Source organism: Sphingomonas flavescens (assembly GCF_030866745.1).
GTDB classification, from domain to species: domain Bacteria; phylum Pseudomonadota; class Alphaproteobacteria; order Sphingomonadales; family Sphingomonadaceae; genus Sphingomicrobium; species Sphingomicrobium flavescens.
The window spans coordinates 1053306-1079610 of sequence record NZ_CP133016.1 but is presented as its reverse complement, the minus strand read 5'-3'; the positions used below and the strand labels follow the sequence as shown (position 1 = coordinate 1079610).

The following is a 26305-nucleotide window of genomic DNA, read 5'->3' as shown; positions in this document are numbered from 1 at the left end:
GCGCCGGGCCTCGCGGACTTGCCCAAAGATAGCAAATTGTGATTAAACCACGGCCAAGTCAGCCGCCTCTTTTGGGCGGTGAAGGAAATCTGCCATGGCGCAAGGTGTCGCCAGTGCGCCCGTCCTGCATCATCATGCTGCGCAGGACAGGCCGCCGGACCAATCATTCCCGCAGCGGCGGGAGCCCCACCGTCACACTTATGGCGCGATCGACCTCGGTACGAACAATTGCCGGCTGCTGATCGCGCGTCCCAATGACTCGGGCTTTACCGTCATCGACGCTTTTTCCCGCATCGTTCGACTGGGCGAGGGGCTAACGCGCACCGGAGAGCTGTCACAGGAGGCGATGGATCGCGCCGTCGGCGCTCTGTCAGTCTGTGCGGACAAGCTGCGCCGCCGCAACGTGTCGCTCGTGCGATCGGTCGCGACCGAGGCCTGCCGGCGCGCGAAGAATGGCGAGGCGTTCGCCGAGCGGGTCCGCGACGAAACCGGCATCGTCCTCGATATCATCGAGCCCGCGGAGGAAGCGCGGCTGGCCGTGCTCGGCTGCCATAAGTTGCTCGAGCCGGGCGACGGTCCAGCGCTGATCTTCGACATTGGCGGCGGATCGACCGAGCTTGTGCTAATCGATCAGGACGACGGCGTTCCCCGCATCCGCGCCTGGTGGAGCGCGCCGTGGGGCGTGGTTTCGCTGACTGAGAGCGAGGGCAAGGAGCAGCTCGAGGGCCCTGACCGCCTGAAGGCTTACATGCGTATGCGCGAGCGGGCCCGGCGCGCGTTCGCCAATTTCACCGCAATGCTGCCCGAAGAACGAGAGGGCATTCGACTGCTCGGGACCAGCGGCACGGTAACGACGTTGGCCAGCGTCCACCTGGCGTTGCCATCCTATGACCGACGCGCGGTGGATGGCCTGCACGTGCCGATCGAGGCGATGCAGAAGATTAGCGGGATGATCGCCGGCATGGATTACGAGGAACGTTCCGGCCTGCCCTGCATCGGCAACGAACGCGCCGATCTGGTCGTGGCGGGATGCGCGATCCTGGAAGCGATCATGGAGATCTGGCCCGCGAAGAACCTCGGCATCGCGGACCGGGGCATTCGCGAAGGAATCCTGCGGTCGCTGATGGCGCGCGACGGCTGGCAATTGTGAAGCGCGTCAGGACGGCCAAGGGTCGCAAGGTTTCCTCTACCCGCTGGCTCGAACGGCAGCTCAACGACCCTTACGTGCAGCGCGCGAAGGCGGAGAATTACCGGAGCCGCGCGGCATACAAGCTGCTCGAACTGGACGAAAAGTTTGGCCTCCTGAAAGGGGTCAAGGCCGTCGTGGATCTGGGTATCGCGCCGGGCGGCTGGAGCCAGGTGGTGCGCCGCCGCATACCGCAAGCCGCCGTCGTTGGGATCGACCTGCTGCCGACCGATCCGCTGGATGGGGTCACCATCCTGCAGATGGACTTCATGGACGACGCGGCGCCCGAGCGGCTGCGCGAGGCACTGGGCAGCGATGCGGACCTCGTGCTTTCGGACATGGCGGCCAACACCGTCGGTCATCAGCAGACCGATCACCTTCGCACCATGGCGCTCGTCGAGACAGGGCTGGAGTTTGCCAAGGAAATCTTGCGGCCCGGCGGCGCCTATGTCGCCAAGGTCCTGGCGGGGGGCGCCGACAACGACCTCGTTGCCGAGCTCAAGCGCAATTTCACGACGGTAAAGCATGCCAAGCCGCCAGCCAGCCGCAAGGATTCCAGCGAATGGTATGTTGTGGCACAAGGGTTCAAGGGCGCGGGGAACATGACCGAGGTGTAACTGGTCAGACGGGCTGCCCGGGCTAGGGGAAGCCATGACCGCGCATCCGACCGCTCACAGCAAGGACATCAAGACCCGGTTTGTGCAGGCGGCCGACAGTCTCGGCCCTGGCCTCGTCACCGGCGCGGCCGACGACGACCCAAGCGGCATCGCAACCTATTCGCAGGCAGGCGCGCAGTTCGGTTACGGCCTGCTTTGGACGATGGTCCTGACCTATCCATTGATGTGCGCCATCCAGCTGATCAGCGCACACATCGGCCGGGTCACGGGTGCGGGCCTGGCACGCAACTTGACCCAGGCCTTTCCGCGCTGGCTGGTCGTCGGGCTGGTCGGGATCCTGCTGCTGGCCAACGTCATCAACATCGGCGCGGATCTCGCCGCGATGGCTGCGGCGGTCGAGTTGCTGATCGGTGGTCCGACCCACGTGATGACCATCGCCTTTGCAGTCATCGTCGCGGGACTGCAGGTGTTCGTGCCCTACCGCCCCTATGCCCGCGTCCTGAAATGGCTGACTCTCAGCCTGTTCGCGTACGTCGGCGTGTTGCTGGTCGTGCATACCGATTGGTCCGGCGCGCTGCGTGGCATGGTCTGGCCGACGCGCATGGACCAGGCGGCGATCACCACCATCGTTGCCGTCCTCGGGACGACGATCAGTCCCTACCTTTTCTTCTGGCAGAGCGCCCAGGAGGTCGAGGAATTGGACAATCATCCGGGCCAGCACCGCCTGCTGGACGCGCCCAGGGCGGCTCCGAAGCAGTTCCGGCGAATGCGTCTGGACACTTTCGTGGGCATGGCGTTTTCCAACCTTGTCGCACTGGCGATCATGATTGCGACTGCGGACACGTTGCACCTGCAGGGGATCACACAAATCGATACGGCGGCGCAGGCCGCTGAGGCGTTGCGGCCGGTTGCGGGGTCGCTGGCGTTCCTGCTGTTCGCGATTGGCATCATCGGGACTGGCCTGCTCGCCATCCCTGTTCTGGCCGGATCGGCCGCGTTTGCGATCACCGATACGGCGGGATGGGGCGGGGGGCTGCAATATGCGCCGAGCCGCGCCAAGCGCTTCTATGCGATCATCGTCATTGCCACTTTGGCGGGCGTGCTGATCGACTGGACAAATACCAACCCGATCAAGGCGCTTTACTGGAGCGCGGTGCTGAACGGCGTCGCGGCCGTGCCGTTGATGGTTGCGACGATGGTCGTGGCGACGCGTCCCGCGATCATGGGGAAGTTCACCGCGTCGCCCATGTTGCGGACCGCAGGCTGGGCCGCAACGGCGGTGATGACCGCGGCCAGCCTCTTTTTCTTCTACACGTTGCTTACTTAGTGGCGCGCGCTGCAGCGATCGCGGATTTCATCGTCTCGTACGTCACGGCACCATTCATCACCTTGTCGCCGACGACGAACAGGGGCGTGCCAGTCGCACCGAGCTGACCGGCAAGCTTCATGTTGCGGTTGAGCTCGGCATCGATCTCCTGATCGGGCTGGGGCTCCGCGGAGATGCCGACGCTTTGGGCGGCGGCCGCGTTGGTTTGCGCCGACGGGCGCCCAGTGGCGTACAGAGTGTCGTGGAACTGCGCGAACCGGCCAAGCTTGCTCGCCTGCAACGATAGACGGGCAGCCGTGACGCTATCGGGCCCCAGGATCGGCAATTCGCGATAGACGACGCGCAGGCCCTTATCTTCCTTCAGCAGGCGGTCGACGACTGGATTGCTCGCCTTGCAATAGGGGCAGGCATAATCGAAAAACTCGACGAGGGTGACTTCAGGCTTGGCGGCGCCTTTCCAAGAGCTGCCGAACGGCGTTTCAATGGCCGCTCGATTGGCCTGCAACGCCGGTTGGTATTGCGCGTCTCGCAGCGCATCGATCGCCTCGGGAAGGACAGTCGGGTCGGCCAGGAGACCCTGACGCACGATCTTCGGCGCGATCAGCGACGGAGCAGCAAAGACGAGCAACCCGGCCGTCAGCAACGATCCGATGATGCCGCCGGCCAGCGCTGCACCAAACCCACCCCGGCGCACGGGCGCCGCCTGCACTTCACTCACTGCGTCAGCTCTTTCGGATCGCGATACTTCTTGTCTTTCTTAGCAAGCTCGGCGCGCGACACCATCGCGATATCCTGGGCGCGGATGTAGTCGGGCGTGCCGGCTGGAATGCCGCGCATGGCGAGTTGGGCGCTGGCGTAAGCAAGCTTGGGATCGTTCTGCAGGTTGCTGCGCTCCGCTGTTGCCAGCGCCGCGCGCGATCCATCCCCCTCCTGCTCATAGACGATGCCGAGTTGGTACCAAGCAAATGGATCGCGATTGTCGCGATTGACCGCTTCCTTCAGCACCAACTTGGCCTCCGGATAATTCTTCGGATCTTCGGTTGCGACAAGGGCGTGACCGAGCATCGCGGAGATGAGAGGCATCTTGCCCGAGCGTTCGACTGCCTGACGAAGCGGCGCGATCGCTTCCTTCGGCTTGCCGTTTTCCAGCAGAATCTGGCCCTTGAGTTCTAGGAAGAAAGGATCCTGCGGCTCCTTGGCGAGCAACGCATCCGCTTCTGCGTTCGCTTTCTCGGGATAGCCACCCATGTGATAGGCGTAGGCACGTGCATAATGAGCCGGAATGCTCTGGTCGCTTTCGGGATATTTGATGGCCGCTTGGCGCGGGTCCGCGAAGCCGTAAAGCTTCGCCTTTACGCGCTCGAACCGGGCCTCGAGCTTCGGATCGATGGGCGTGTTCCATGCGGGGTCGTTTTCGAAGCCTTGCTTCAGGGCCTCGATGCGCTCTGACGAAAGCGGGTGGGTGCGGTCGTAACTGTCCTTGGCGTAGATCGCGAGGCGGTATTCCTGGTTCTGCAGCTTCGAGAAAAAGCTCAGCATCCCCTTCCCGGTGATGCCGGCGGTGTGGAGATATTTCATCGCGGACGCGTCGGCGGTTGCTTCCTGCGTCCGCGAGAATGAGAGGAACTGGCCCATCGCGGCCTGCTGTCCCGCCGCCATCAGCCCCATCGCCGCCTCCCCGGCGCCGGCCGCAATCGCGAGCGCGCCAAGCACCAGCGTGGCGATACTCAGGCCGGTCGCTTCCTTGACGCCGTTCTGCAGACGAATGGAGTGGCCACCCGCGACGTGGCCAAGCTCGTGTGCGATAACCCCCTGGACTTCGTTCACGTTATCCGCAGCGAAAATCAGTCCCGATTGCAGATAGACCGTTTGTCCGCGGTCGACGAAGGCATTGATCTCAGGATCGTTGAGCAGGACCACTTCGACCGCGTTCGGATCAAGGCCTGCCGCCTTGATCAGCGGACGCGAAATGTCCTTGAACAGCAGCTCCGTCTCGCTGTCCCGGAGCAGGGCTGGGCCCCCGCTATCCTGCGCGGCTGCTGGTGGCGCTGCGGCGACGCCCAGCATCACGATCAGCATCATCAGACGCACGAAGCGGGCGAGCGGCGCGTTCATCGGCGGCGGCTTACCACCCCAGCCGCTGAACATCGCATGAAAACCGCTCGCTCGACCCGCCCGTGCGGTGAGTGCACCTCAGCCGAAGGTCTTCTGCCACCAACCGCGGCGAGGCTCGGCCGCGGGTTCCTCGGCGGTGTCGTTGTTGGCCGCAGGGACGGGGACTGCATCGGCCGCTTCTGCCGCTGCAGCGACTTCCGCGTCGGCCTTCTTGGTCCGGCGTTTGCGCGCAGGCTTGGCAGGCGGTGCGGCGTCTTCAGCGGTTTCCGCTGGCGGCGCCTCGGCCGGAGCCGGCTCCGTGACGGCGACCTCGGCTTCGGTGACCGCTTTCTTGCGACTGCGGCGCTTCGGTGCAGGCTTCGCCTCTTCAACAGCTTCAGTCTCGGCAATCGGCGCTTCGTCTTCGACCGGCGTTTCGATCATGGGAGAGCTATCGGGCTCGACACTTGCCTCGTCAGTTTCAGCGCGAGCACCGCCGCGTCCACCGCGACGACGACGGCGGGAGCGACGCTGGTCGCCGCGACCTTCTTCGTCCTCGGTTTCGGTGACCGCTTCGGCCTCCGCCGGCTCCTCGGCGGCTTCCAACGCGATCGCTTCCCCAGCTTCTTCGGGTTCGCCGTGCTGCTGATCCTGCTCGCCGCCCTCGCGGCGCGAACGGCCCCGGCCACCGCGACGGCGTCGGCGGCGCTTGCGACCCTGGCGGTCGCCTTCGCCTTCACGTTCGCGGCTTTCCTCGGCGTCTTCCTCGTCGATCTCGTCGTCGGCGACATCGTCCTCTACGTCGCTATCGTCCTCAATCGGCGCAGCCGGCGGCCGCGGCGCGGCAACCGGGCGCGGGCCTGAACTTTCGACGGCCATGCGCGCGCCCTCGAAGGTCTCGTCGATGACGATCTCGATCGTCACGCCATAGCGGCGCTCGATGTCAGCAAGCTCCGAGCGTTTCTTGTTGAGGACGTAAACGGCAGCCTCGCGGCCCGCGCGAAGCAGGATACGCTCACCGCGTCCGCGCGCAGCTTCGTCCTCGATGATCCGCAGCGCCGACAGGCCAGCCGATGCGGCAGTCCGCATTAGGCCAGTGCCTTCGCAATGCGGGCAGGGCTTGGTCGAGGCTTCGAGAACGCCGGTGCGCAGGCGCTGGCGGCTCATTTCCATCAGGCCGAAGCTGGAGATGCGGCCGACCTGGATGCGGGCGCGGTCGTTCTTCAGCGCCTCCTTCATCGCCTTCTCGACCTTCCGGACATGGCTGTTCTGTTCCATGTCGATGAAGTCGATGACGATCAGGCCCGCCATGTCGCGCAGCCGGAGCTGCCGCGCAATTTCCTGCGCGGCTTCGAGATTGGTGTTGGTCGCGGTCTGCTCGATATTGTGCTCGCGCGTCGAACGGCCCGAGTTGATGTCGATCGAGACCAAGGCTTCGGTCGGGTTGATGACGAGATAGCCGCCCGACTTCAGCTGCACGATCGGCTGGTACATCGCCGAGAGCTGGTCCTCGACACCCGAGCGCTGGAAGAGCGGGGTGGTGTCGGTGTGCAGCGAGACGCGCTTCACGTGGCTCGGCATCAGCAGCTTCATGAAGCCGCGGGCCGCCTTATAGCCTTCTTCACCCTCGACGCAGACTTCGTCGATCTCGCGGTGATAGAGGTCGCGGATGGCGCGCTTGATGAGGTCGCTGTCGCGATAGATGAGCGCTGGCGCGGTGCTCCCGAGCGTGCGCTCGCGGATCTCGTCCCACAGGCGGGCGAGGTAATCGAAGTCGCGCTTGATCTCGACCTTGGTTCGCGAGAGGCCGGCGGTGCGGACGATCAGCCCCATCGATTTCGGCAGGTTGAGGTCGGACATGACCTGCTTCAGCCGCTTGCGGTCGGCGCCGTTGGAGATCTTGCGCGAGATGCCGCCACCGTGGCTGGTGTTGGGCATCAGCACGCAATAGCGGCCGGCCAGCGACAAATAGGTGGTAAGGGCCGCGCCCTTGTTGCCGCGCTCTTCCTTGACGACCTGGACGAGCAGCACTTGGCGGCGCTGGATGACGTCCTGGATCTTGTAGCGGCGGCGAAGGTTCTGCCGCTTGCGGCGAAGCTCATCGGCAGCCGATTCATCGACTGGCGAGCGGTTGGAGCCCGTGCCGGTCTCTTCCGGTGCGTGCCCGTTCTCCTCACCCTCAGCTTCTTCGGCGACATCGTCGTGCGCCTCAGACTCTTCGGCATAGTCTTCATGATCGTCATCGTCATGATCGAGCTCGGCCGACCGCAGCCGCTCTTCCTCGGCGGCATGCTCGGCTTCCTCGCGGAGCAAGGCTTCGCGGTCCGCCTTCGGAATCTGATAATAATCGGGGTGGATTTCGCTGAAGGCGAGGAAGCCGTGGCGGTTTCCGCCATAGTCGACGAACGCCGCCTGAAGCGACGGTTCGACCCTGGTTACCTTGGCGAGATAGATATTGCCTTTGAGCTGCTTGTGCTCAGCGGATTCGAAGTCAAACTCCTCGATCCGGTTTCCCTTGACGACCGCGACCCGGGTCTCTTCCGGGTGGCGCGCATCGATCAGCATGCGCATGGACATTGAATTTTCTCCGGGCGCGCGTGGGCAGCGAAGTAGCGCTGCGGCGCGCGATTGTGATGGCCTTGAGCCCAATCGAATTGGGATGGGCGAAGGCGAGATTATGGGTAAGCGCCTCTGCTCGATGGGCCATCCCGCAACCGTGTGCGGGGAACGCGCCGGCCGCTTCCAAACGGAGCGGACGATGGGCGTTCTGTGGCGTCATTCGAGCTTCAACCTGGTAAGACCGCGGTGCATCGCACTGACCGGGCCTGCGTAACAATCCCCGGCGGTTGCCGGATCAGGCATCTGCGGTAGCATCCCCGCTATGCCCCTGCAACTGGCGCACCCGGCTAATTCCCGTGTGAACGACGGGGTTCAGCAATTTCGCATTAACCATATGGCGTGATACAGGTCAGACATTCAGGGGTCGGCCGGTTTCGATGGGTTTGGAAGTGCAAGCGCGTAACAGGGTGGGCATGGCGATCACCGCCGTGGCGCTGTTGCTCGCGGGCGGTATCTTCGCGTTGGCCAGCCGCAGCAGCGACGCCGCCGCGCAGGCCAGTTTGACTGTCAACGTCCCGCCTCCCGTCAACGACCGCATTTACGCCGGGCCGAGCGCTAAAGGGCGTCCGATCGTCATCATCGATGCCGGGCATGGCGGGCGCGACCCAGGGGCGGGCAGCGTATCGGGCCAGATCCGCGAAAAGGAGCTTACACTGGTCCTTGCGCAGGCCTTGCGCGACGAACTTGTGAAACGGGGGCGGGTGCGGGTTGCGATGACGCGCGACGACGACCGCTACCTTACACTGGAAGATCGCGCTGCGGTCGCGCGGCGGCTTAACGCGGCGATGTTCCTGTCCCTTCATGTCGACAGTGCGCCGAACCCGCTGGCGCGCGGCGCAAGCGTTTACTCCTTGTCCGATGTTGCGTCGGATGCCGAGGCGGCACGGCTTGCCGCCCGCGAAAATGCTTCCGGCGGCGGCAGTGGCGGGGCGAGCGCAATCGATGCCATGCTCGCTGACCTCGCGATGCGCACGCAGATGACCGCCTCGGCCGACCTCGCGGCCCGACTGGTCAACAAGGCGGCGGGCCGGGTGGAGCTGCGTCCAAATCCGCATCGTTTCGCGGCTTTCCACGTGCTTCGGCGCGCTGACACCCCGGCAGTGCTGTTCGAAGCGGGCTACCTCAGTAACGCCGACGACGAGCTGATGCTGCGCGAGCCGGCGCAGCGCGCCAAGATGGTCCTGGCGCTGGCGCAGGCGATCGAAGCCGACGTTGCGGCGCACGCGCGTCGCTAAGCAACTTCCCGCGTCCATCCGAACCCGCTAGACGGCAGTCGAACATGAAGTTCGAGCGCCTCAACGTCCCTGCCCTGCCTCTGCCCGACCTCGTGGCATTCAACAACCGTGTGCACGCGGTCGTCGACCCTTGGTGGGAACGGCGCTGGGTTCGCTGGCTGGGTTGGGCGGCCGCAGGAATGTTTGCCCTGTTCGCGGCGATGTGGATCTATTTCGCGAGCGGCTTGCCCTCGTCAAAGACGCTGTTGGCCTATCAGCCTCCGCTGCCCACCAACATCCGCGGGTACGACGGCATGCCAGTGCAGACATTCGCGCGGGAACGCCGGGTTGAACTGTCATTCGACGAATATCCGCCGCTGGTCGTCCACGCGTTCATCTCGGCCGAGGACAAGGGCTTCTTCGAGCATCATGGGATCGACATTCCCGGCCTGATCGGCGCGGTGGCAGACTATTCGATCAAGAGCGTGGTGGGCGGCGGCCGCGCGCGCGGCGGGTCGACCATCACGCAGCAGGTCGCAAAATATCTGCTGCAGGACTCGAGCTACAATGTTGGCCGCAAGGCACGCGAGGCCATCCTTGCCTTCCGGTTGGAATCGACGCTGACCAAGCAGCAGATTCTGGAACTTTACTTCAACTCCATCTTCCTCGGGCGCAACGCCTATGGCGTGCAGGCCGCGTCGCGCGCCTATTTCGACAAGGACGTGTCGGAGCTGACTTTGCCGGAAGCGGCCTACCTGGCCGTGCTGCCCAAGGCGCCGGCGAATTACGATCCGGTGCGCGCAACCCAGAAGGCGCTCGACCGCCGCAACTACGTGCTGCGGGAAATGTCGCGCAACGGCTACATCACCGAGGCGCAGTGGAAGGAAGCGGCGGCAACGCCGCTGGGCACGATTCGCTACGGAAGCAGCGAAAAATTCCGGCAGCAGGGCGGATACTTCATGGAAGAAGTCCGCCGCGAGCTGATCCGGCGTTTCGGTCAGGATTCGAAGGACGGCGCGAACAGCCTTTACGCCGGCGGACTCTGGGTTCGCAGTTCGATGAATCCCGAAATGCAGGACGCGGCTGCCCAGGCCATGCGCGATGGCCTTACCCGGTTCGATGGCGGCCGCGGCTGGCGCGACACGGGGCTCAAGGTCGATGCCGATGGCGATTGGGCTGGTCAGCTCGACCGGACGGCGGTCGGGGTCGGCTATCCCGATTGGCGCAAGGCCGTGGTCCTGCAGAAAGGCGATGGGGCCGCCACGATCGGCTTTGCCAATGGCTCGACCGGCACCGTCAGCGCATCTGATGCATCGATGCCCAAAAGGGGTGAAGGCGGTCGCGCGTTCGACTTCCTGGCGCCGGGTAAGGTCATCATCGTCAAGCAGATCGGCGGCAGCAACTATGCGCTGCGGTCGATCCCCGAGATTTCCGGCGGCTTCCTGGCGCAGGAGGTTCACACCGGCCGAGTGCTGGCGATGCAGGGCGGCTTCGACGTTGTCGGCTCCAGCTACAACCGGACCACCCAGGCGCTCCGGCAGCCGGGTTCGTCGTTCAAGCCGATCGTCTACGTCACCGCGCTGGAGAATGGCTTCACGCCCGCCTCGATCGTCGTCGATGCCCCATATTGCGTGTGGCAGGGCGCCGGCCTTGGGCAGAAGTGCTTCGTCAACTTCGACCGCAGCTATGCCGGCCCCCACACGATGCGCTGGGGCGTGGAGCAGTCGCGCAACCTGATGACCATCCGGGTCGCCGCTGAAACGGGCATGCCCAAGATCCTCAAGACAGCGCATGATCTCGGCGTCGGTGACTTCCCCAATTATCTGTCGATCGCCATCGGTGCGGGCGAGACGACCGTACAGCGAATGGTCAATGCCTACGCGCAGCTGGCGAACCAGGGCCGGTCAGTGAAGTCCTCGTTCATCGATTACGTCCAGGATCGGAACGGCAAGGTCATCTATCGCAACGACAATCGCTGCGAAGTCATGGGCAACTGCAACGCTGCCGACTGGAACGGCCAGGCGATGCCGCGCCCGCCGAGCCGCACGCGGCAGGTCCTGGACCCGATGGCTGCCTTCCAGATGGTGCACATCATGGAAGGCGTCGTTCAGCGCGGTACCGCGACGGTGCTTCGCGATCTCGACCGGCCGCTATTCGGCAAGACCGGCACGACGTCGGGCCCGACCAACGTCTGGTTCGTCGGCGGCACGCCAGACATCGTTGCGGGCGTGTACATGGGCTACGATCAACCCCGCTCGATGGGCGGCTATGCGCAGGGCGGACGCATTGCAGCGCCGATCTTCAAGCAATGGGCGCAGACGGCGCTGAAGAATCAGCCGAAGACGCCCTTCGTGGCGCCGGCCGGCATCCGCTGGGTCCGGATCGACCGGGCTACTGGGAAGCCGGTTTACGGCACCTTCCCGACATCGGTGGACCCCAAGTCGTCGGTCATCTGGGAAGCATTCCAGCCGCAGACCGAGCAGCAGCGCAGTTATCGCAGCTCGATTGGCGATCCTTACAATAGCGCGCAACGTGAAGAGGCGTTGAAAGCTTGGCAGGAGCAACAGCTCGAGCGGCTGAAAGAACAGCAACAGCAGCGCCAGCAGCCCCGAGCCAACCCGCTGGCGTCGCAGCCGGCGCCGGTTGCCAGCCAACCGGGCGCGGGCTTGCCAACCACGAACGCGCTTTAATAAGCCGCCACGAACCTTACCGAAGAAAGTTCGAACGATGCGCGCCGAAGCGCAGGCCCATATCGATCAGATCAATGCCGCGACCTCGTTGCTGCGCCGTTTCCTCGACTGGGACCGCGCGCTGAAGCGGCTCGATGAGCTAAATGCGCGCGTCGAGGATTCGACCCTGTGGGACGATCCCAAGGCTGCGCAGGAGGTGATGCGTGAGCGGCGACGGCTGGAAGATGCGATCGGCGCGACCCAAACCCTTGAGCGCGAGCTAGCGGACACGGTGGAGCTCATCGAGCTCGCGGAAGCCGAGGGCGACCAGGCGCTGGTCGACGACGGGATTCGCAGCCTCGCTGAGCTGGCCGAGCGAGCGGACCGTGACAAGGTCGCCGCGCTTCTGGCGGGCGAAGCCGACGCCAACAACGCCTATGTCGAGATCAATGCCGGGGCAGGGGGCACCGAAAGCCAGGATTGGGCGGAAATGCTCCAGCGCATGTATTCGCGCTGGGGCGAGCGTCACAAGATGAAGGTTGAGCTGATCGACCATCACTCCGGCGAGCAGGCGGGGATCAAGTCGGCGACCCTGCTGGTCAAAGGCGAGAATGCCTACGGCAACCTCAAGGTCGAAAGCGGTGTTCACCGCCTCGTCCGCATCAGCCCCTACGACGCCAATGCGCGGCGCCACACCAGCTTTTCGAGCGTCTGGGTCTATCCCGAGGTCGACGACGACATCGACATTCAGATCAACGAGGCTGAGCTGCGCATCGACACGTATCGCGCGTCGGGCGCGGGCGGGCAGCACGTCAACACGACCGACAGCGCGGTGCGCATCACGCATATCCCCACCGGCATCGTTGTCGCCTGCCAGAATGAGCGGTCGCAGCACAAGAATCGTGCGTCCGCCTTCAAGCAGCTCAAGGCGCGGCTTTACGAGGCAGAGTTGCAGAAGCGCGAAGCCGAGGCGAACGCTGCCAACGCGGCCAAGACAGACATCGGCTGGGGCCACCAGATTCGTTCCTACGTGTTGCAGCCGTATCAGCTCGTGAAGGACCTGCGGACGGGCGTCACCTCAACGGCGCCGGGCGATGTGCTGGACGGCGACCTCGATCGTTTCATGGCTGCCGCTCTGTCCCAGCGGGTGACTGGCGAGACCGTTGAGGTCGAGGATGTGGAGTAGGGCTTACGCCCTCGCGACGCTGGTCAGCCTTGCCGGCTGCCGCGCCCAGCCGTCCGAACCGAAGTTCCCCAGCGCTCAGCGCGACGTGGCGCCGATTGTCGGCGACACTTTCTCGACTGAAGATGCCCGCGACCGCGTCGGGGAGGCCGAAGAGGTGATGGAGCTGGCCGGGATCAAGCCCGGCATGTCTGTCGCGGACGTCGGAGCGGGCAAGGGTTATTATACGGTCCGCTTGGCCAAGGTCGTCGGCGCGAGGGGCCGGGTGCTGGCGGAGGACATCGTCCCCGAAGTGCGCGATGAACTCGGCGAACGTATTCAGCGTGAGCGGCTCGACAATGTTGCCGTCAAATTGGGTTCGGCCAACGACCCGATGTTGCCGGCCAATTCCTTCGATCGCGTCTTCCTCGTCCACATGTATCACGAGGTGGAGCAGCCCTACGCTTTCCTCTGGCATCTGCGCGAGGCCGTGAAGCCTGACGGACTGATCGTGGTGGTGGATTCCAACCGCGCGGTTAAGCAGCATGGCATGCCCCCGCAGCAATTGCGTTGCGAGCTTGGCGCGCTCGGCCTGCAACCGGTGAAGTTCAGTATGTTGAGCGGCGGCGACGTTTACTTCGCGGCATTCCGGATTGCCGGTCCGCGACCAAGGCCGGAGCAAATCAAGCCTTGCAAGGCGACAAGCTAGTTAAAGCAACCCCATCCGGCGGAGGCTGACGCATTCGTCACCGGCGAAGATGAGGTGGTCCAGGACGGTGCAATCCAGCGCATCCGCAGCCATCGCGAGGCGGCGTGTGGCACGCTTGTCATTGTCGCTGGGCCGGGCGTCGCCGCTCGGGTGGTTGTGGGCGAGGACGAGACCCTCGCTGCCATGCTCGGCCACATCGATCACGATCTCGCGCAGCGGAAAATCCCCTCCCGTTTGCTCACCGGGATAAGCGGCAAGGTGGAGACACCGCGACTGCCCGTCGACATGGGCCACCCACAAAGTCTCCCGACGCTGATCGGCTTCGGCGAGACAGTCGGAGAAGAATGTACGGGCCGCGGCAAGCCCGTCGAGTTTGAGCGGGAGTTCGGCACGCTGATACCGCATTCCTCAAGATTAGAGGACGAGGCGAAGGGCGCCACCGGAACCCGGTCGATAACGGAGGATATTAAAACCATCCCGTGTCAGAGCTTCCCGCTTGGAGCCGGGCATCTGCGCCATTAGGGTGTGCGACATGCAGCAATATCTCGATCTAATGCAGCGGATTCTCGACGAAGGCGTCGAGCAGCAGGACCGCACCGGTACCGGCACCTTGTCGGTGTTCGGTGCACAGATGCGCTTCGACCTTGCCAAGGGATTCCCGCTGCTGACGACCAAAAAGCTGCATCTGCGGTCGATCATTGTTGAACTGCTGTGGTTCCTGCGCGGCGACACGAACACGCGCTGGCTCAACGACCGGAAGGTTAGCATCTGGGACGAATGGGCGGACGAGAACGGCGATCTCGGACCGGTCTACGGCAAGCAGTGGCGCGACTGGCGTACCGCGGACGGTGGCCACGTCGACCAGATCGCAAACCTTGTCGATTTGATCCGTCGTGATCCTTACTCGCGCCGTCAGATCGTCACTGCCTGGAATCCCGGCGAGCTGTCGCAGATGGCGCTCGCGCCTTGCCACTGCCTGTTTCAGACGCAGGTCGCGGCCGGACGGCTGAATCTGCAGCTCTATCAACGCAGCGCGGACGTGTTCCTTGGCGTCCCTTTCAACATCGCGTCATACGCATTGTTGACGCATATGCTGGCTCGCGAATGCGGGCTTGAACCCGGCATCTTCGTTTGGACCGGCGGCGACTGCCACCTCTATTCGAATCATCTCGACCAGACCCGGCTCCAGCTCGGCCGCGAGCCACGGCCGCTGCCGCAACTGGTGATCAAGGATCGCGGACAGGGTCTCTTCGACTACGAGCCCGAGGACTTCGTATTCGAAGCCTACGACCCGCACCCGCATATCAGCGCACCAGTGGCTGTTTAGCGCCAAGCGCGAAAAGCGCGTTCAATGCGGTTGGGATCGCCTCCGGAGCCGTTGTGGACCAGTCGATGGCGAGGTCAGGTTTTTGGCCTTCGATTTCATTGACGCCGTCGCGAGTGTAGCGGCTGCAGTTCGGGATCATCAGGTGCATTGGCACTGCGCTGAACTGGAAAGCCGCGCCGCCATCGACATAGCCGCAACCCGCGCCGGCGGTGCGTTCGCCGCCATAGACCGCGCGACCGTTATCGCGGGCCCAGGTGATGAACTCTTCAGCAGCGGAGGCTGTGCGGCGGTCGCCGATGATTGCCAGAGGACCCGTCCATGCGGCGGCCCGCGCGACCACCGTTTCCGTTTCTGCCGGCGTCGAGTAGATCGAGCAGGGCGCTTTCTCGCCGCGCCATATTCCACTCCGGTCGCAAGACGGCGCTGCCAGCCGTGGCAGCTGCCGATGAAGCTTGCCCGGAGTGAAAAGCGTGATCGCCTCGCTGCTCCACTCGCTCCCGCCGCCGTTGCCGCTGAGGTCGATCACAAGCCGTTTCATTCCCCGCGCCCGGAGAACGGTGATGAGCTTGGTGAGACGTCGGTTGAGTTCGGCACGTGTGGCCAACTGCAATTCCCGTCCCTGCAGGCCGGGGCGAGCGACCGCGTCGCACGCCGACTTGTATCGATCCTCGCCGAAAGCCGGAATGCGGATGATGCCAATATCGTCCAGAAGGCCCGCCTGAAACGGTCCTTCGCTGACCGAAGCCCAGCGAGGCGACGCCGGATATGGAAGTTTGGTTGTAGCTGGCCCGTCGACATAGCTGGATTTGCCGCAGCCAACGGGCAGGGGCGCGGGTCCGTCCGCCGAGCTCGATCGAGGTACCAGCGTTGCAGATTCCGGCGGAGCTCCGGCACGGAGTTCAAGGTGCGGATCGTCGAACGCTGCGACAAGCTTCACCATGGTTAGCGTGGCCGCAGTGTCGTCATTGGCGGCGTCGAGGGCGGCGGCGATGAATTTGTCGGCCCGCTGAAGATTGATCCCACGACGCTCAACTTGCCAGTCCATGTTTGCGTAATTTTGGGCGAGCGCGACCTTCAGCCGGGCATAGTCTGAATTCCAAGCCGCGCGATCGATGGTCGCGGCCTCGGCCGGGCATGCGAAGCTAGTGCCGGCTGTAAGGAGAGCTGCAGCAAGAAATTTAGGTGTCATAGTCAAATAATACACTCGCGTCGATCAAGGCGCAAGGCGCCAGCGTGCGCCGCGCGCCACACCTAATCCTGCAGACCATGGAGCCGTTTCGGAAGCGCAGCGTTACCTTTGCCGTCAGACCAAGAGAGGACCAACCATGTTCCAGAAAGTGACGACTGTCGTTCTCATCGGCACCGCGCTCGCGCTCGCTGCCTGCAACACTGTTCGTGGCGCTGCGCGCGACGTCAATTCGGTCGCAAATTGCACCGAAAATGCGGTCAACGGACGCAATTGCTGATCGTTCAGTAGACAGACAGCCCATCGATGATTCATTGGGGCTCCGAAACACTAAGGGAGGAGCGACAATGGTTCAGAAGTTGGCTGCGATCGTACTGATCGGCGCAGCGTTGGCGGTTACGGCATGCAACACCGTTCGCGGTGCGGCGGCCGATGTGAATTCCGCAGCGTCTTGCACGGAAAATGCGATGCACGGCGGCCGCTGCTAAGCCGGTCACGAAACACAAAAGGAAACCCCGCCGGAGCGATCCGGCGGGGTTTTTCTTGTTTGTGACGGATCAGGCTCTCCACAGGACCGAAAGGGCGAGACTGGCAATCAACACAGCCTGCCGCTCATCCTGATTGGTTCGAGGCGCATAAATCGTTTTACGCTCGCCGTTCAGGTCCACTGCGCCGATGACCCGGCCGCCCGAAAAAAAGCGGTAGCCCAGGGGTTCGCTAGTCGAGACCTTCAACCCAGGTGAATTGTGGATCGGCTCGATCGCAATGTGATTACCGCCGAGCGACATCCGCCCGATCCGCGTCTCCGCCAGCAGCGGTCCGACCGCACGCGGGGCCGAGTGGAGCAGCAACTCCCCTGACGGATTGGCGCCGTTCCGCATGAAACGGCAGCGGTAGCTAAAGGGTTCGGTCGTGACGCTGAAATTCCGGGTGCCGACTTCCTGCTCGAAATGAGTGCAGGACGCCGTGACCGATCCGGCGAAATCCGGTCCCTGCACGTCGAACCCACTATCGCCAGCGTAAGATGTGATACGTCCACGTGCGCCGAAGTCTCGCCGCCGGTTTTCAAGCGAGTGCCTGTAGAACGTCCCCGACGATGCGCCGACGGCCAAACGTCCGCGTTCACCGAAGCCCATGCCTGTTATGTCCAACCGTTCAGCCTGCGCGAGCTCGGGTGGAACGGCGATCGGAGCGATTGCGCATGCGCCCAACGACGCAGCCAATGAACATACCGTCACACGTGCGAGCTTCAACATGCCGAACCCCTCTCTCGTTACGGGTCCGGTATTGTTGGGTCCGCCTGTCGGTATTCTGAACGGAAAAAAGACCCCGCTGGATTGCTCCGGCGGGGTCTCTTTGTTCGTTGAACGGACCTTAGTCCTTCAGATAATCGCCAGCGTCAGCATCCGTGCCATGGCCGCTGGGGACGACCTCGGCGAGCGGGTCCGGACCGGTGCCGGCGCTGTCACGCGCCGACCGGGCCAGTTCCGCCTGGTGCTCTTCCTCGGCCGAGTCCGGCGCGATCAGCGCCTCCTGCATGCGGCGCTGGGCCGCGCGCAGGGCCGTATCGCGCGATGAGGCCGCGACGCGCAGGCGGTTCATGCCTGCGCCCGTGCCCGCCGGGATCAGGCGGCCGACGATGACGTTCTCCTTCAGGCCTTCGAGCGTGTCGACCTTGCCCTGGACCGCCGCCTCGGTGAGGACGCGGGTGGTCTCCTGGAACGACGCCGCCGAGATGAAGCTGCGGGTCTGCAGCGACGCCTTGGTGATGCCGAGCAGGACGGGCTTGCCTTCCGCCTTCTTCTGCTTCTTCTCGAGCTTGGCGTTGGTCTCGTCCATTTCTGCACGATCGACCTGCTCGCCGGCCAGCAGCGTGGTGTCGCCGCCGTCGGTGATCTCGACCTTCTGCAGCATCTGGCGAACGATCACCTCGATGTGCTTGTCGTTGATCTTCACGCCCTGCAGTCGATAGACCTCCTGGATCTCGCTGACGAGATATTCGGCCAGGGCGACCACGCCGAGGACTTCCAGGATGTCGTGCGGATCGGGTGAACCGCCGACGAGGTTGTCGCCGCGCTTCACATAATCGCCTTCCTGGACCTCGATCATCTTCGACTTCGGCACCAGATATTCGACCGGATCCGACCCGTCGTCGGGCACGATCGCGATCTTACGCTTGGCCTTGTAATCGCGCATGAAGGTGACCTTGCCGGACGCCTTCGCGATGATCGCATTCTCCTTCGGCTTGCGGGCCTCGAAGAGCTCGGCAACGCGCGGCAGACCGCCGGTGATGTCACGCGTACGCGCGGCTTCCCGCGGCATACGCGCCAGCACTTCGCCGGCTTCGACCTGCTGGCCGTCCTCGACCGCGACGATCGCACCCGGCGCCAGGCGATAGACGCCCGCTTCGGCCGCCTTGTCGCCGGTGAGCGTCAGCCGCGGCTGAAGCGCTTCCTTCTTCGACTTGGCGTTGTCGTCGGTGACCACGCGCTGGGCGATGCCGGTCGATTCGTCGACCTGCTCGCTCATCGTGCGGTTCTCGATCAGGTCCTGATACTTAACCGTACCCGCCTTCTCGGTGATGACCGGGCTGAACGACGGATCCCATTCCGCGATGCGGTCGCCACGGCTCACGATGTGGCCGCTGTCGCAGAGCAGGTGGGCGCCGTATGGAACGCGATGCGTCGAGAGCTCGCGGCCGTCCATGTCGAGGATCGCGATCTCTCCCGAACGCGACAGCGAGATGTGCCGTCCGCGCGGGTCGGTGATCGTCGGCATGTCACGGAACTCGATCGTGCCGTCGACCGGCGATTCGAGATTCGACTGCTCGTTGAGCTGCGCCGCGCCGCCGATGTGGAAGGTCCGCATCGTCAACTGCGTGCCCGGCTCACCGATCGACTGGGCGGCGATGACGCCGACCGCTTCACCGATGTTGACCGGCGTACCGCGGGCGAGGTCACGCCCGTAGCACTTGCCGCAGACGCCCTGCTTCGACGCGCAGACCAGCGGTGAGCGGATCTTAACGCCCTGCAGGCCGATCGCCTCGATCTGCGCGACCATGGCTTCGTCGAGGAGCGTGCCCTCGGCGATGATCACGTCGCCCGTCTTGGCATCCACCACGTCTTCGGCCGTGGTGCGGCCCAGCACGCGGTCGCCAAGCGAGGCGATGACCGCGCCGCCCTGGACGATGGCGCGCATTTCGAGCGCCTGGTCGGTACCGCAATCTTCCTCGATGATCACCGCGTCCTGCGACACGTCGACGAGACGGCGGGTCAGGTACCCCGAGTTCGCCGTCTTGAGCGCCGTGTCCGCCAGGCCCTTGCGGGCGCCGTGGGTCGAGTTGAAGTACTCAAGGACGGTCAGGCCTTCTTTGAAGTTCGAGATGATCGGCGTTTCGATGATCTCACCCGACGGCTTGGCCATGAGGCCGCGCATGCCGGCGAGCTGCTTGATCTGCGCCTGCGAGCCGCGGGCACCAGAATGCGCCATCATGTAGATGGAATTGAGGTCCGCCTGACGTCCGTCCGGACGCTTCGGGGTCGACGAGATTTCCTTCATCATGGCGGTCGCGACCTGGTCACCGCAACGCGACCAGGCGTCGATCACCTTGTTGTACTTTTCCTGCTGGGTGATCAGGCCGTCCTGGTACTGCTGCTCGTAGTCCTTCACGAGCGTGCGGGTTTCCTCGACCAGATTTTCCTTGGCAGCCGGGATGACCATGTCGTCCTTGCCGAAGGAAATGCCGGCCGCGAACGCGTGGCGGAAGCCGAGCTGCATGATCGCGTCGGCGAACAGCACCGTCTCCTTCTGACCGGTGTGGCGATAGACGGTGTCGATGACGTCGCCGATCTCCTTCTTGGTCAGGACGCGGTTGACCGTCTCGAACGGCACCTTGTGGCTCTTCGGCAGGGTCTCGCCGAGCAGCATGCGGCCCGCGGTCGTCTCGAAGCGCTTCATGTAGCTATTGCCTTCCTCGTCCGTCTGCGGGACGCGGCTGACAATCTTGGTGTGAAGCGTGACGGCACCGGCCGACAGGGCCTGGTGAACCTCGGTCATGTCGCTGAGCAGCATGCCCTGGCCCGGCTCATCCTCCTTCTCGAGGCTGAGGTAGTAGAGGCCCAGCACCATGTCCTGCGACGGAACGATGATCGGCTTACCGTTCGCGGGCGACAGGATGTTGTTGGTCGACATCATCAGGACGCGCGCTTCCAGCTGCGCCTCGAGGCTCAGCGGGACGTGAACGGCCATCTGGTCGCCGTCGAAGTCCGCGTTGAACGCGGCGCAGACCAGCGGGTGAAGCTGGATCGCCTTGCCTTCGATCAGCACCGGCTCGAACGCTTGGATACCGAGGCGGTGGAGCGTCGGCGCGCGGTTCAGCAGCACCGGATGCTCGCGGATCACCTCGTCGAGGATGTCCCAGACTTCCTTGCGCTCTTTCTCGACCCACTTCTTCGCCTGCTTCAGCGTCATGCTGAGGCCCTTGGCGTCGAGGCGCGAGTAGATGAACGGCTTGAACAGCTCGAGCGCCATCTTCTTGGGCAGGCCGCACTGATGCAGCTTGAGCTCGGGACCGGTCACGATGACCGAACGGCCAGAATAGTCGACGCGCTTGCCGAGCAGGTTCTGACGGAAGCGGCCCTGCTTGCCCTTCAGCATGTCGCTGAGCGACTTCAGCGGACGCTTGTTGGCGCCGGTGATCGTGCGGCCGCGGCGGCCGTTGTCGAACAAGGCGTCGACGGCTTCCTGAAGCATGCGCTTTTCGTTGCGGACGATGATGTCCGGCGCGCGCAGCTCCATGAGCCGCTTGAGGCGGTTGTTACGGTTGATCACGCGGCGATAGAGATCGTTGAGATCCGACGTCGCGAAACGGCCGCCGTCGAGCGGCACCAGCGGGCGAAGCTCAGGCGGGATGACCGGAACGACGTCCAGGATCATCCATTCCGGGCGGTTGCCGGATTCCAGGAAGCTCTCGACGACCTTGAGGCGCTTGATGATCTTCTTGGGCTTCAGCTCGGACTTGGTGACGGCCAGTTCCTCGAGCAGCGCCTTGCGCTCGCCTTCAAGGTCGAGGTCCATCAGCATGGTCTTGACCGCTTCCGCGCCAATGCCGGCGGAGAAGGCGTCTTCGCCATATTCATCCTGCGCCGAGAGGAGCTCGTCCTCGGTCAGCAGCTGATACTTCTCAAGCGCTGTCAGGCCCGGCTCGATCACGACATAGCTCTCGAAATAGAGCACGCGCTCGAGCTGCTTGAGCTGCATGTCGAGCAGTAGGCCGATGCGGCTCGGCAGCGACTTCAGGAACCAGATGTGCGCGACCGGCGCGGCCAGCTCGATGTGGCCCATGCGCTCACGGCGGACCTTCGAGACGGTGACCTCGACGCCGCACTTTTCGCACACGATGCCCTTGTACTTCATGCGCTTGTACTTGCCGCACAGGCACTCATAGTCCTTGATCGGGCCGAAGATGCGCGCGCAGAACAGGCCGTCACGCTCGGGCTTGAACGTGCGGTAGTTGATCGTTTCCGGCTTCTTGATCTCGCCGAAGGACCAGCTGCGGATCTTGTCCGGCGAAGCAATGCCGATCTTGATCTCGTCGAAGGTCTCCGGCTTGGCCACCGGGTTCGCGAAGTTGGTCAGTTCGTTCATGTCTTGCTCCTGACCCCTCCCGCGCCGGGGAGGGGTTGGGTGATGTGTTCAGTTACTCGGCGGCAATCGCGGTCGGCGCGTCGTCCTCGTCGGCAATGCTCTCGAGTTCGACGTTGAGGCCGAGCGAGCGCATTTCCTTGACGAGCACGTTGAAGCTCTCCGGAATGCCGGCTTCGAACGTGTCGTCGCCCTTGACGATCGCCTCGTAAACCTTGGTCCGGCCGATCACGTCGTCCGACTTCACCGTCAGCATTTCCTGGAGGGTGTAGGCCGCGCCGTAAGCCTGCAGCGCCCACACTTCCATTTCGCCGAAGCGCTGTCCGCCGAACTGCGCCTTGCCGCCCAGCGGCTGCTGGGTGACGAGGCTGTACGGGCCGATGGACCGCGCGTGGATCTTGTCGTCGACGAGGTGGTGCAGTTTCAACATGTAGATGTAGCCGACGGTCACCTTACGGTCGAACGGCATGCCGGTGCGGCCGTCATACAGCGTGACCTGTCCCGACGTATCCAGCCCGGCCTTCTCCAGCATGGCGCTGACGTCCGGCTCACGCGCGCCGTCGAACACCGGAGTGCCCATCGGAACGCCTGCCGTCAGGTTAGAAGCGAGCTCCATCACCTGATCGTCGTCGCGGCTGTCGATGTCCTTGACGTAACCGTCGCCGTAGACGTCCTTCAACTTCTCGCGGATGGCCTTCACGTCCTTGCCGGCAACATCCTTGCCGCGGTCGTGCATGCCTTCCAGCATCTCTTCGATCTGGCGACCCAGGCCGCGCGAAGCCCAGCCAAGGTGCGTTTCAAAGATCTGCCCGACGTTCATGCGCGACGGCACGCCCAGCGGGTTCAGCACGATATCGGCATGCGTCCCGTCCTCGAGGAACGGCATGTCCTCGATCGGCAGGATGCGGCTGATGACGCCCTTGTTGCCGTGACGGCCAGCCATCTTGTCGCCCGGCTGCAGCTTGCGCTTCACCGCGACGAAGACCTTGACCATCTTCAGCACGCCCGGCGGCAGTTCGTCGCCACGCTCCAGCTTCTCGACACGGTCTTCGAAGCGGCGGGTGATGACGTTGCTGGCTTCGTCATACTGCGCCTTCAGCGCTTCGATGTCGGCCTGGCGCTGATCGTCCTTGACGGCGATCTTCCACCATTCGTGACGGTCGGTGCCTTCCAGCGCCGCGTCGTCCACGGTCGAGCCCTTCTTGATGCTCTTCGGCGCGGCCGTGGCGACCTGACCAAGCAGCATCTCCTTGAGGCGCGAGAAGGTGGCGCGGTTGAGGATGCCGCGTTCGTCGTCGGCGTCCTTCTTCAGCCGCTCCTTTTCTTCGGTCTGGATCGCCCGCGTACGGTCATCGATGTCGATGCCGTGGCGGTTGAACACGCGAACCTCGACGATCGTGCCCGCAACGCCCGGCGGCAGGCGCAGCGACGTGTCGCGCACGTCCGACGCTTTTTCACCGAAGATGGCGCGGAGGAGCTTCTCTTCCGGCGTCATCGGGCTTTCGCCCTTCGGCGTGATCTTACCGACCAGGATGTCGCCCGGCTCGACCTCGGCACCGATGTAGACGATGCCCGCCTCGTCGAGATTGCGAAGCGCTTCCTCGCCGACGTTCGGAATGTCGCGGGTGATGTCTTCCGGCCCGAGCTTGGTGTCGCGGGCCATGACCTCGAACTCTTCGATGTGGATCGAGGTGAAGACGTCGTCCTTCACGATCCGCTCGGAGATCAGGATCGAGTCCTCATAGTTGTAGCCGTTCCACGGCATGAACGCGACGAGCACGTTCCGGCCGAGCGCCAGTTCGCCGAACTCGGTCGACGGACCGTCCGCGATGATCTCGCCGGCCTCGACCGATGCACCGACCTTCACCAGCGGACGCTGGTTGATGCAGGTGTTCTGGTTCGAACGCTGGAACTTCATCAGCGTATAGATGTCGACGCCCGATTCACCCGGCTTCAGCTCGCCCGTCGCGCGAACGACGATACGCGCCGCGTCGACCTGGTCGACGATGCCCGAGCGGCGGGCCGCGATGGCGGCGCCCGAGTCACGGGCGACGGTCTCTTCCATGCCGGTGCCGACCAGCGGCGCCTCGGCACGGAGGAGGGGGACCGCCTGCCGCTGCATGTTCGAACCCATCAGCGCGCGGTTGGCGTCATCGTTTTCCAGGAACGGAATGAGCGACGCGGCGACCGAGACCAGCTGCTTGGGGCTGACGTCCATCAGGGTGATCTGTTCGCGCGGGGCGATCAGAAATTCGCCCGCGCGGCGGGCTGAGATGATGTCCTCGGCGAAGGTGCCGTCGGCGTTGATCTCGGCGTTGGCCTGAGCGATCGTGTGCTTCGCCTCTTCCATCGCCGACAGGTAAACGACCTCGTCGGTCACCTTGTTGTCGACGACCTTGCGGTACGGCGTCTCGATGAAGCCATACTTGTTGACGCGGCTGAACGACGCGAGGCTGTTGATCAGACCGATGTTCGGGCCTTCCGGCGTCTCGATCGGGCAGATACGGCCATAGTGCGTTGGGTGGACGTCGCGGACCTCGAAGCCCGCGCGTTCACGGGTGAGACCGCCCGGCCCGAGGGCCGAGACACGGCGCTTGTGCGTCACTTCCGACAGCGGGTTGGTCTGGTCCATGAACTGCGACAGCTGCGAGCTGCCGAAGAATTCGCGGACCGCGGCCACCGCCGGCTTCGCGTTGATGAGGTCGTTCGGCATGACCGTCGACACGTCGACGCTGCTCATGCGCTCCTTGACCGCACGCTCCATGCGAAGGAGGCCGACGCGGTACTGGTTCTCCAGCAGCTCACCGACCGAGCGAACGCGGCGGTTGGCCAGGTTGTCGATATCGTCGATATCGCCCTTGCCGTCCTTGAGGTTCACCAGCTCCTGCACGACCGCGAGGATGTCTTCCTTGCGGAGCGTCGTGACGGTGTCCTCGACGTCGAGGCCCAGGCGCATGTTGAGCTTGACGCGTCCCACGGCCGACAGGTCGTAGCGCTCCGGATCGAAGAACAGGCCGTAGAAGAGCGCATCCGCGGTCTCGCGCGTCGGCGGCTCGCCGGGGCGCATGACGCGATAGATGTCGGCCAGCGCGCTGTCGCCGTCTTCGCTCTTGTCCGCCTTCAGCGTGTTGCGGATCCACGGGCCCGTGTTGACGAAATCGATGTCGAGCAGCTCGAGCTGCTTGACGCCCGCCTTGTCGAGCTTCTCGAGGTTTTCTTCGCTGACCTCGTCGCCAGCCTCGATGTAGATCTCGCCGGTCTTCTCGTTGATGAGGTCGTAGGCCGAATAGCGGCCGAAGATTTCCTCGGTCGGGATGATCAGGTTCTTGAGACCGTCCTTGGCCGCCTGGTTGGCGCGGCGCGGCGTGATCTTCTCGTTCGCCTTGAAGGTGACTTCGCCAGTGTCGGCGTCGACCACGTCGTGGTTCGGCTTCTGGCCGCGCCATGCTTCGGCAGAGTAGGGGATTTGCCAGCCGTTCTTGCCGCGCACATAGCTGACGCGGTTGTAGAAGGTGTTGAGGATTTCCTCGCTCGTCATGCCCAGCGCGTGCAGCAGCGCTGTGACCGGCAGCTTGCGCTTGCGGTCGATACGGACGTTGACGATGTCCTTGGCGTCGAACTCGAAGTCGAGCCAGCTGCCGCGGTAGGGAATGACGCGCGCAGCAAACAGGAACTTGCCGCTGGCGTGGGTCTTGCCGCGATCGTGGTCGAACAGCACGCCCGGCGAGCGGTGCATTTGGCTGACGATCACGCGCTCGGTACCATTGATGATGAAGGTGCCGTTCTGCGTCATGAGCGGCATGTCGCCCATGTAGACGTCCTGCTCCTTGATATCGATCACCGACTTGGCCTCGGTCTCCGGATCGATCTCAAAGGTGGTCAGGCGCAGCGTGACGCGCATCGGCGCGGCATAGGTCAGCCCGCGCTGGCGGCACTCGTCGGTGTCGTACTTCGGCGGCTCGAGCTCGTAATGGTCGAAGTCGAGGTGGGCAGTGCCGGCGAAATCGACAATCGGGAACACCGAACGGAGGGTCTTCTCGAGACCGGAGACGTAACCGATCGCCGGGTTCGAGCGCAGGAATTGCTCGTAGCTTTCCCGCTGAACCTCGATAAGGTTCGGCATTTCCGAGATTTCGTGGATGTTGCCGAAGATCTTGCGGATACGCCGCTGCTTGGTCTGGAGCCCGCTCGAAGTCTTGCGAGGCGCGTCGATCGCTTTGGTGGCCATGTGCTTCCCTGCGCTGTGGCGAAGACGCACGAAGTGCGCGCCCCCACCGAGATTCCCGGCCGCGGCCGGGATGAATGTTGGAGCGCTGCCCCGCTACCCTCTCCAATGCGTTCGGTCCGTGCGCCGTTTCGGACCCTGTCCCGGAGAGGACGGGAAAAGCCCCGAGGCGCACGTCACCGTGCGGCGGAGCCGTCTATTTGTTGGATTGGGCCGATATAATCCTATTTCCGCGCTTGTGAAGGGGTACGCGCAGTAATTCTTCAGGGGCGGCCCCTCTCGACAGAACGTCAGATAACCCGGCCCAAATCATTAACATCCGTATAT

General features: G+C 63.9%; 17 protein-coding genes. 9 read left to right on the top strand and 8 right to left on the bottom strand.

Features of this window, described 5'->3' with window-relative positions; translation table 11 throughout:
* Positions 1 to 94 precede the first annotated feature (94 nt).
* From QU596_RS05465 to QU596_RS05455, 3 genes are read left to right on the top strand one after another with little or no spacing between them, the layout of a single operon-like run.
* The gene (locus QU596_RS05465; protein ID WP_308517645.1) at positions 95 to 1150 is read left to right on the top strand and encodes a Ppx/GppA phosphatase family protein; all 1056 of its coding nucleotides are present in this window, start codon (positions 95 to 97) and stop codon (positions 1148 to 1150) included.
* Positions 1147 to 1803 (top strand): RlmE family RNA methyltransferase, encoded by a 657-nt coding sequence (locus QU596_RS05460; RefSeq protein WP_308517644.1) that lies wholly within the window; start codon positions 1147 to 1149, stop codon positions 1801 to 1803. The genes QU596_RS05465 and QU596_RS05460 overlap by 4 nt, the downstream gene beginning before the upstream one ends.
* 34 nt (positions 1804 to 1837) lie before the next feature.
* Positions 1838 to 3130, top strand: coding sequence for an NRAMP family divalent metal transporter (locus QU596_RS05455; protein WP_308517643.1), 1293 nt, complete (start codon positions 1838 to 1840; stop codon positions 3128 to 3130).
* On the opposite strand, the gene QU596_RS05450 is transcribed toward QU596_RS05455, so the two are convergent.
* The 3 genes from QU596_RS05450 to QU596_RS05440 form a co-directional block, all read right to left on the bottom strand.
* Positions 3123 to 3848 carry a DsbA family protein gene (locus tag QU596_RS05450; RefSeq protein ID WP_308517642.1) on the bottom strand — a complete coding sequence of 242 codons (726 nt, stop codon included), beginning with the start codon at positions 3846 to 3848 and terminating at the stop codon, positions 3123 to 3125. The two genes, QU596_RS05455 and QU596_RS05450, sit on opposite strands and share 8 nt — an antisense overlap.
* Positions 3845 to 5245, bottom strand: coding sequence for a M48 family metalloprotease (locus QU596_RS05445; RefSeq protein WP_308517641.1), 1401 nt, complete (start codon positions 5243 to 5245; stop codon positions 3845 to 3847). The genes QU596_RS05450 and QU596_RS05445 overlap by 4 nt, the downstream gene beginning before the upstream one ends.
* Positions 5246 to 5323: 78 nt before the next feature.
* Positions 5324 to 7801 (bottom strand): Rne/Rng family ribonuclease, encoded by a 2478-nt coding sequence (locus QU596_RS05440; protein WP_308517640.1) that lies wholly within the window; start codon positions 7799 to 7801, stop codon positions 5324 to 5326.
* Between the two features lie 455 nt (positions 7802 to 8256).
* Here QU596_RS05440 and QU596_RS05435 point away from each other — a divergent pair, with 455 nt between their 5' ends.
* Genes QU596_RS05435 through QU596_RS05420 form a run of 4 tightly spaced genes read left to right on the top strand, consistent with a single transcriptional unit; the run spans position 8257 to position 13597 of the window.
* On the top strand, positions 8257 to 9078 hold the full coding sequence (locus QU596_RS05435; protein ID WP_308517639.1) for an N-acetylmuramoyl-L-alanine amidase family protein: 822 nt from the start codon (positions 8257 to 8259) through the stop codon (positions 9076 to 9078).
* Between the two features lie 44 nt (positions 9079 to 9122).
* A complete protein-coding gene (locus tag QU596_RS05430) occupies positions 9123 to 11747 on the top strand; it encodes a penicillin-binding protein 1A (protein WP_308517638.1) in 2625 nt (874 codons plus the stop codon).
* Positions 11748 to 11784: 37 nt separating this feature from the next.
* Complete coding sequence (gene prfB, locus QU596_RS05425) at positions 11785 to 12912, top strand: peptide chain release factor 2 (RefSeq protein ID WP_308517637.1); 1128 nt, start codon at positions 11785 to 11787, stop codon at positions 12910 to 12912.
* Positions 12902 to 13597, top strand: a complete 696-nt coding sequence (locus tag QU596_RS05420) for a class I SAM-dependent methyltransferase (protein WP_308517636.1) — start codon at positions 12902 to 12904, stop codon at positions 13595 to 13597. The genes prfB and QU596_RS05420 overlap by 11 nt, the downstream gene beginning before the upstream one ends.
* On the opposite strand, the gene QU596_RS05415 is transcribed toward QU596_RS05420, so the two are convergent.
* Positions 13598 to 14002 (bottom strand): JAB domain-containing protein, encoded by a 405-nt coding sequence (locus QU596_RS05415; protein ID WP_308517635.1) that lies wholly within the window; start codon positions 14000 to 14002, stop codon positions 13598 to 13600.
* Positions 14003 to 14129: 127 nt separating this feature from the next.
* Here QU596_RS05415 and QU596_RS05410 point away from each other — a divergent pair, with 127 nt between their 5' ends.
* Positions 14130 to 14924, top strand: a complete 795-nt coding sequence (locus tag QU596_RS05410; protein ID WP_308517634.1) for a thymidylate synthase — start codon at positions 14130 to 14132, stop codon at positions 14922 to 14924.
* Here QU596_RS05410 and QU596_RS05405 read toward each other — a convergent pair.
* On the bottom strand, positions 14902 to 16113 hold the full coding sequence (locus tag QU596_RS05405) for a S41 family peptidase (RefSeq protein WP_308517633.1): 1212 nt from the start codon (positions 16111 to 16113) through the stop codon (positions 14902 to 14904). The genes QU596_RS05410 and QU596_RS05405 overlap by 23 nt on opposite strands.
* 136 nt (positions 16114 to 16249) lie before the next feature.
* On the opposite strand from QU596_RS05405, the gene QU596_RS05400 reads away from it, so the two are divergent.
* Positions 16250 to 16390: an entericidin EcnA/B family protein gene (locus QU596_RS05400; protein WP_308517632.1), complete on the top strand. Its 141-nt coding sequence runs from the start codon at positions 16250 to 16252 to the stop codon at positions 16388 to 16390.
* 277 nt (positions 16391 to 16667) lie between these two features.
* Here QU596_RS05400 and QU596_RS05395 read toward each other — a convergent pair whose 3' ends face one another.
* The 3 genes from QU596_RS05395 to rpoB all read right to left on the bottom strand — a co-directional run bounded on the left by QU596_RS05395 (position 16668) and on the right by rpoB (position 25981).
* A complete protein-coding gene (locus QU596_RS05395; RefSeq protein ID WP_308517631.1) occupies positions 16668 to 17366 on the bottom strand; it encodes a hypothetical protein in 699 nt (232 codons plus the stop codon).
* Between the two features lie 118 nt (positions 17367 to 17484).
* On the bottom strand, positions 17485 to 21756 hold the full coding sequence (rpoC, locus tag QU596_RS05390; RefSeq protein WP_308517630.1) for a DNA-directed RNA polymerase subunit beta': 4272 nt from the start codon (positions 21754 to 21756) through the stop codon (positions 17485 to 17487).
* Positions 21757 to 21808: 52 nt separating this feature from the next.
* Entirely contained in the window at positions 21809 to 25981 is a 4173-nt protein-coding gene (gene rpoB, locus QU596_RS05385) for a DNA-directed RNA polymerase subunit beta (protein WP_308517628.1), read from the bottom strand.
* Positions 25982 to 26305 lie beyond the last annotated feature (324 nt).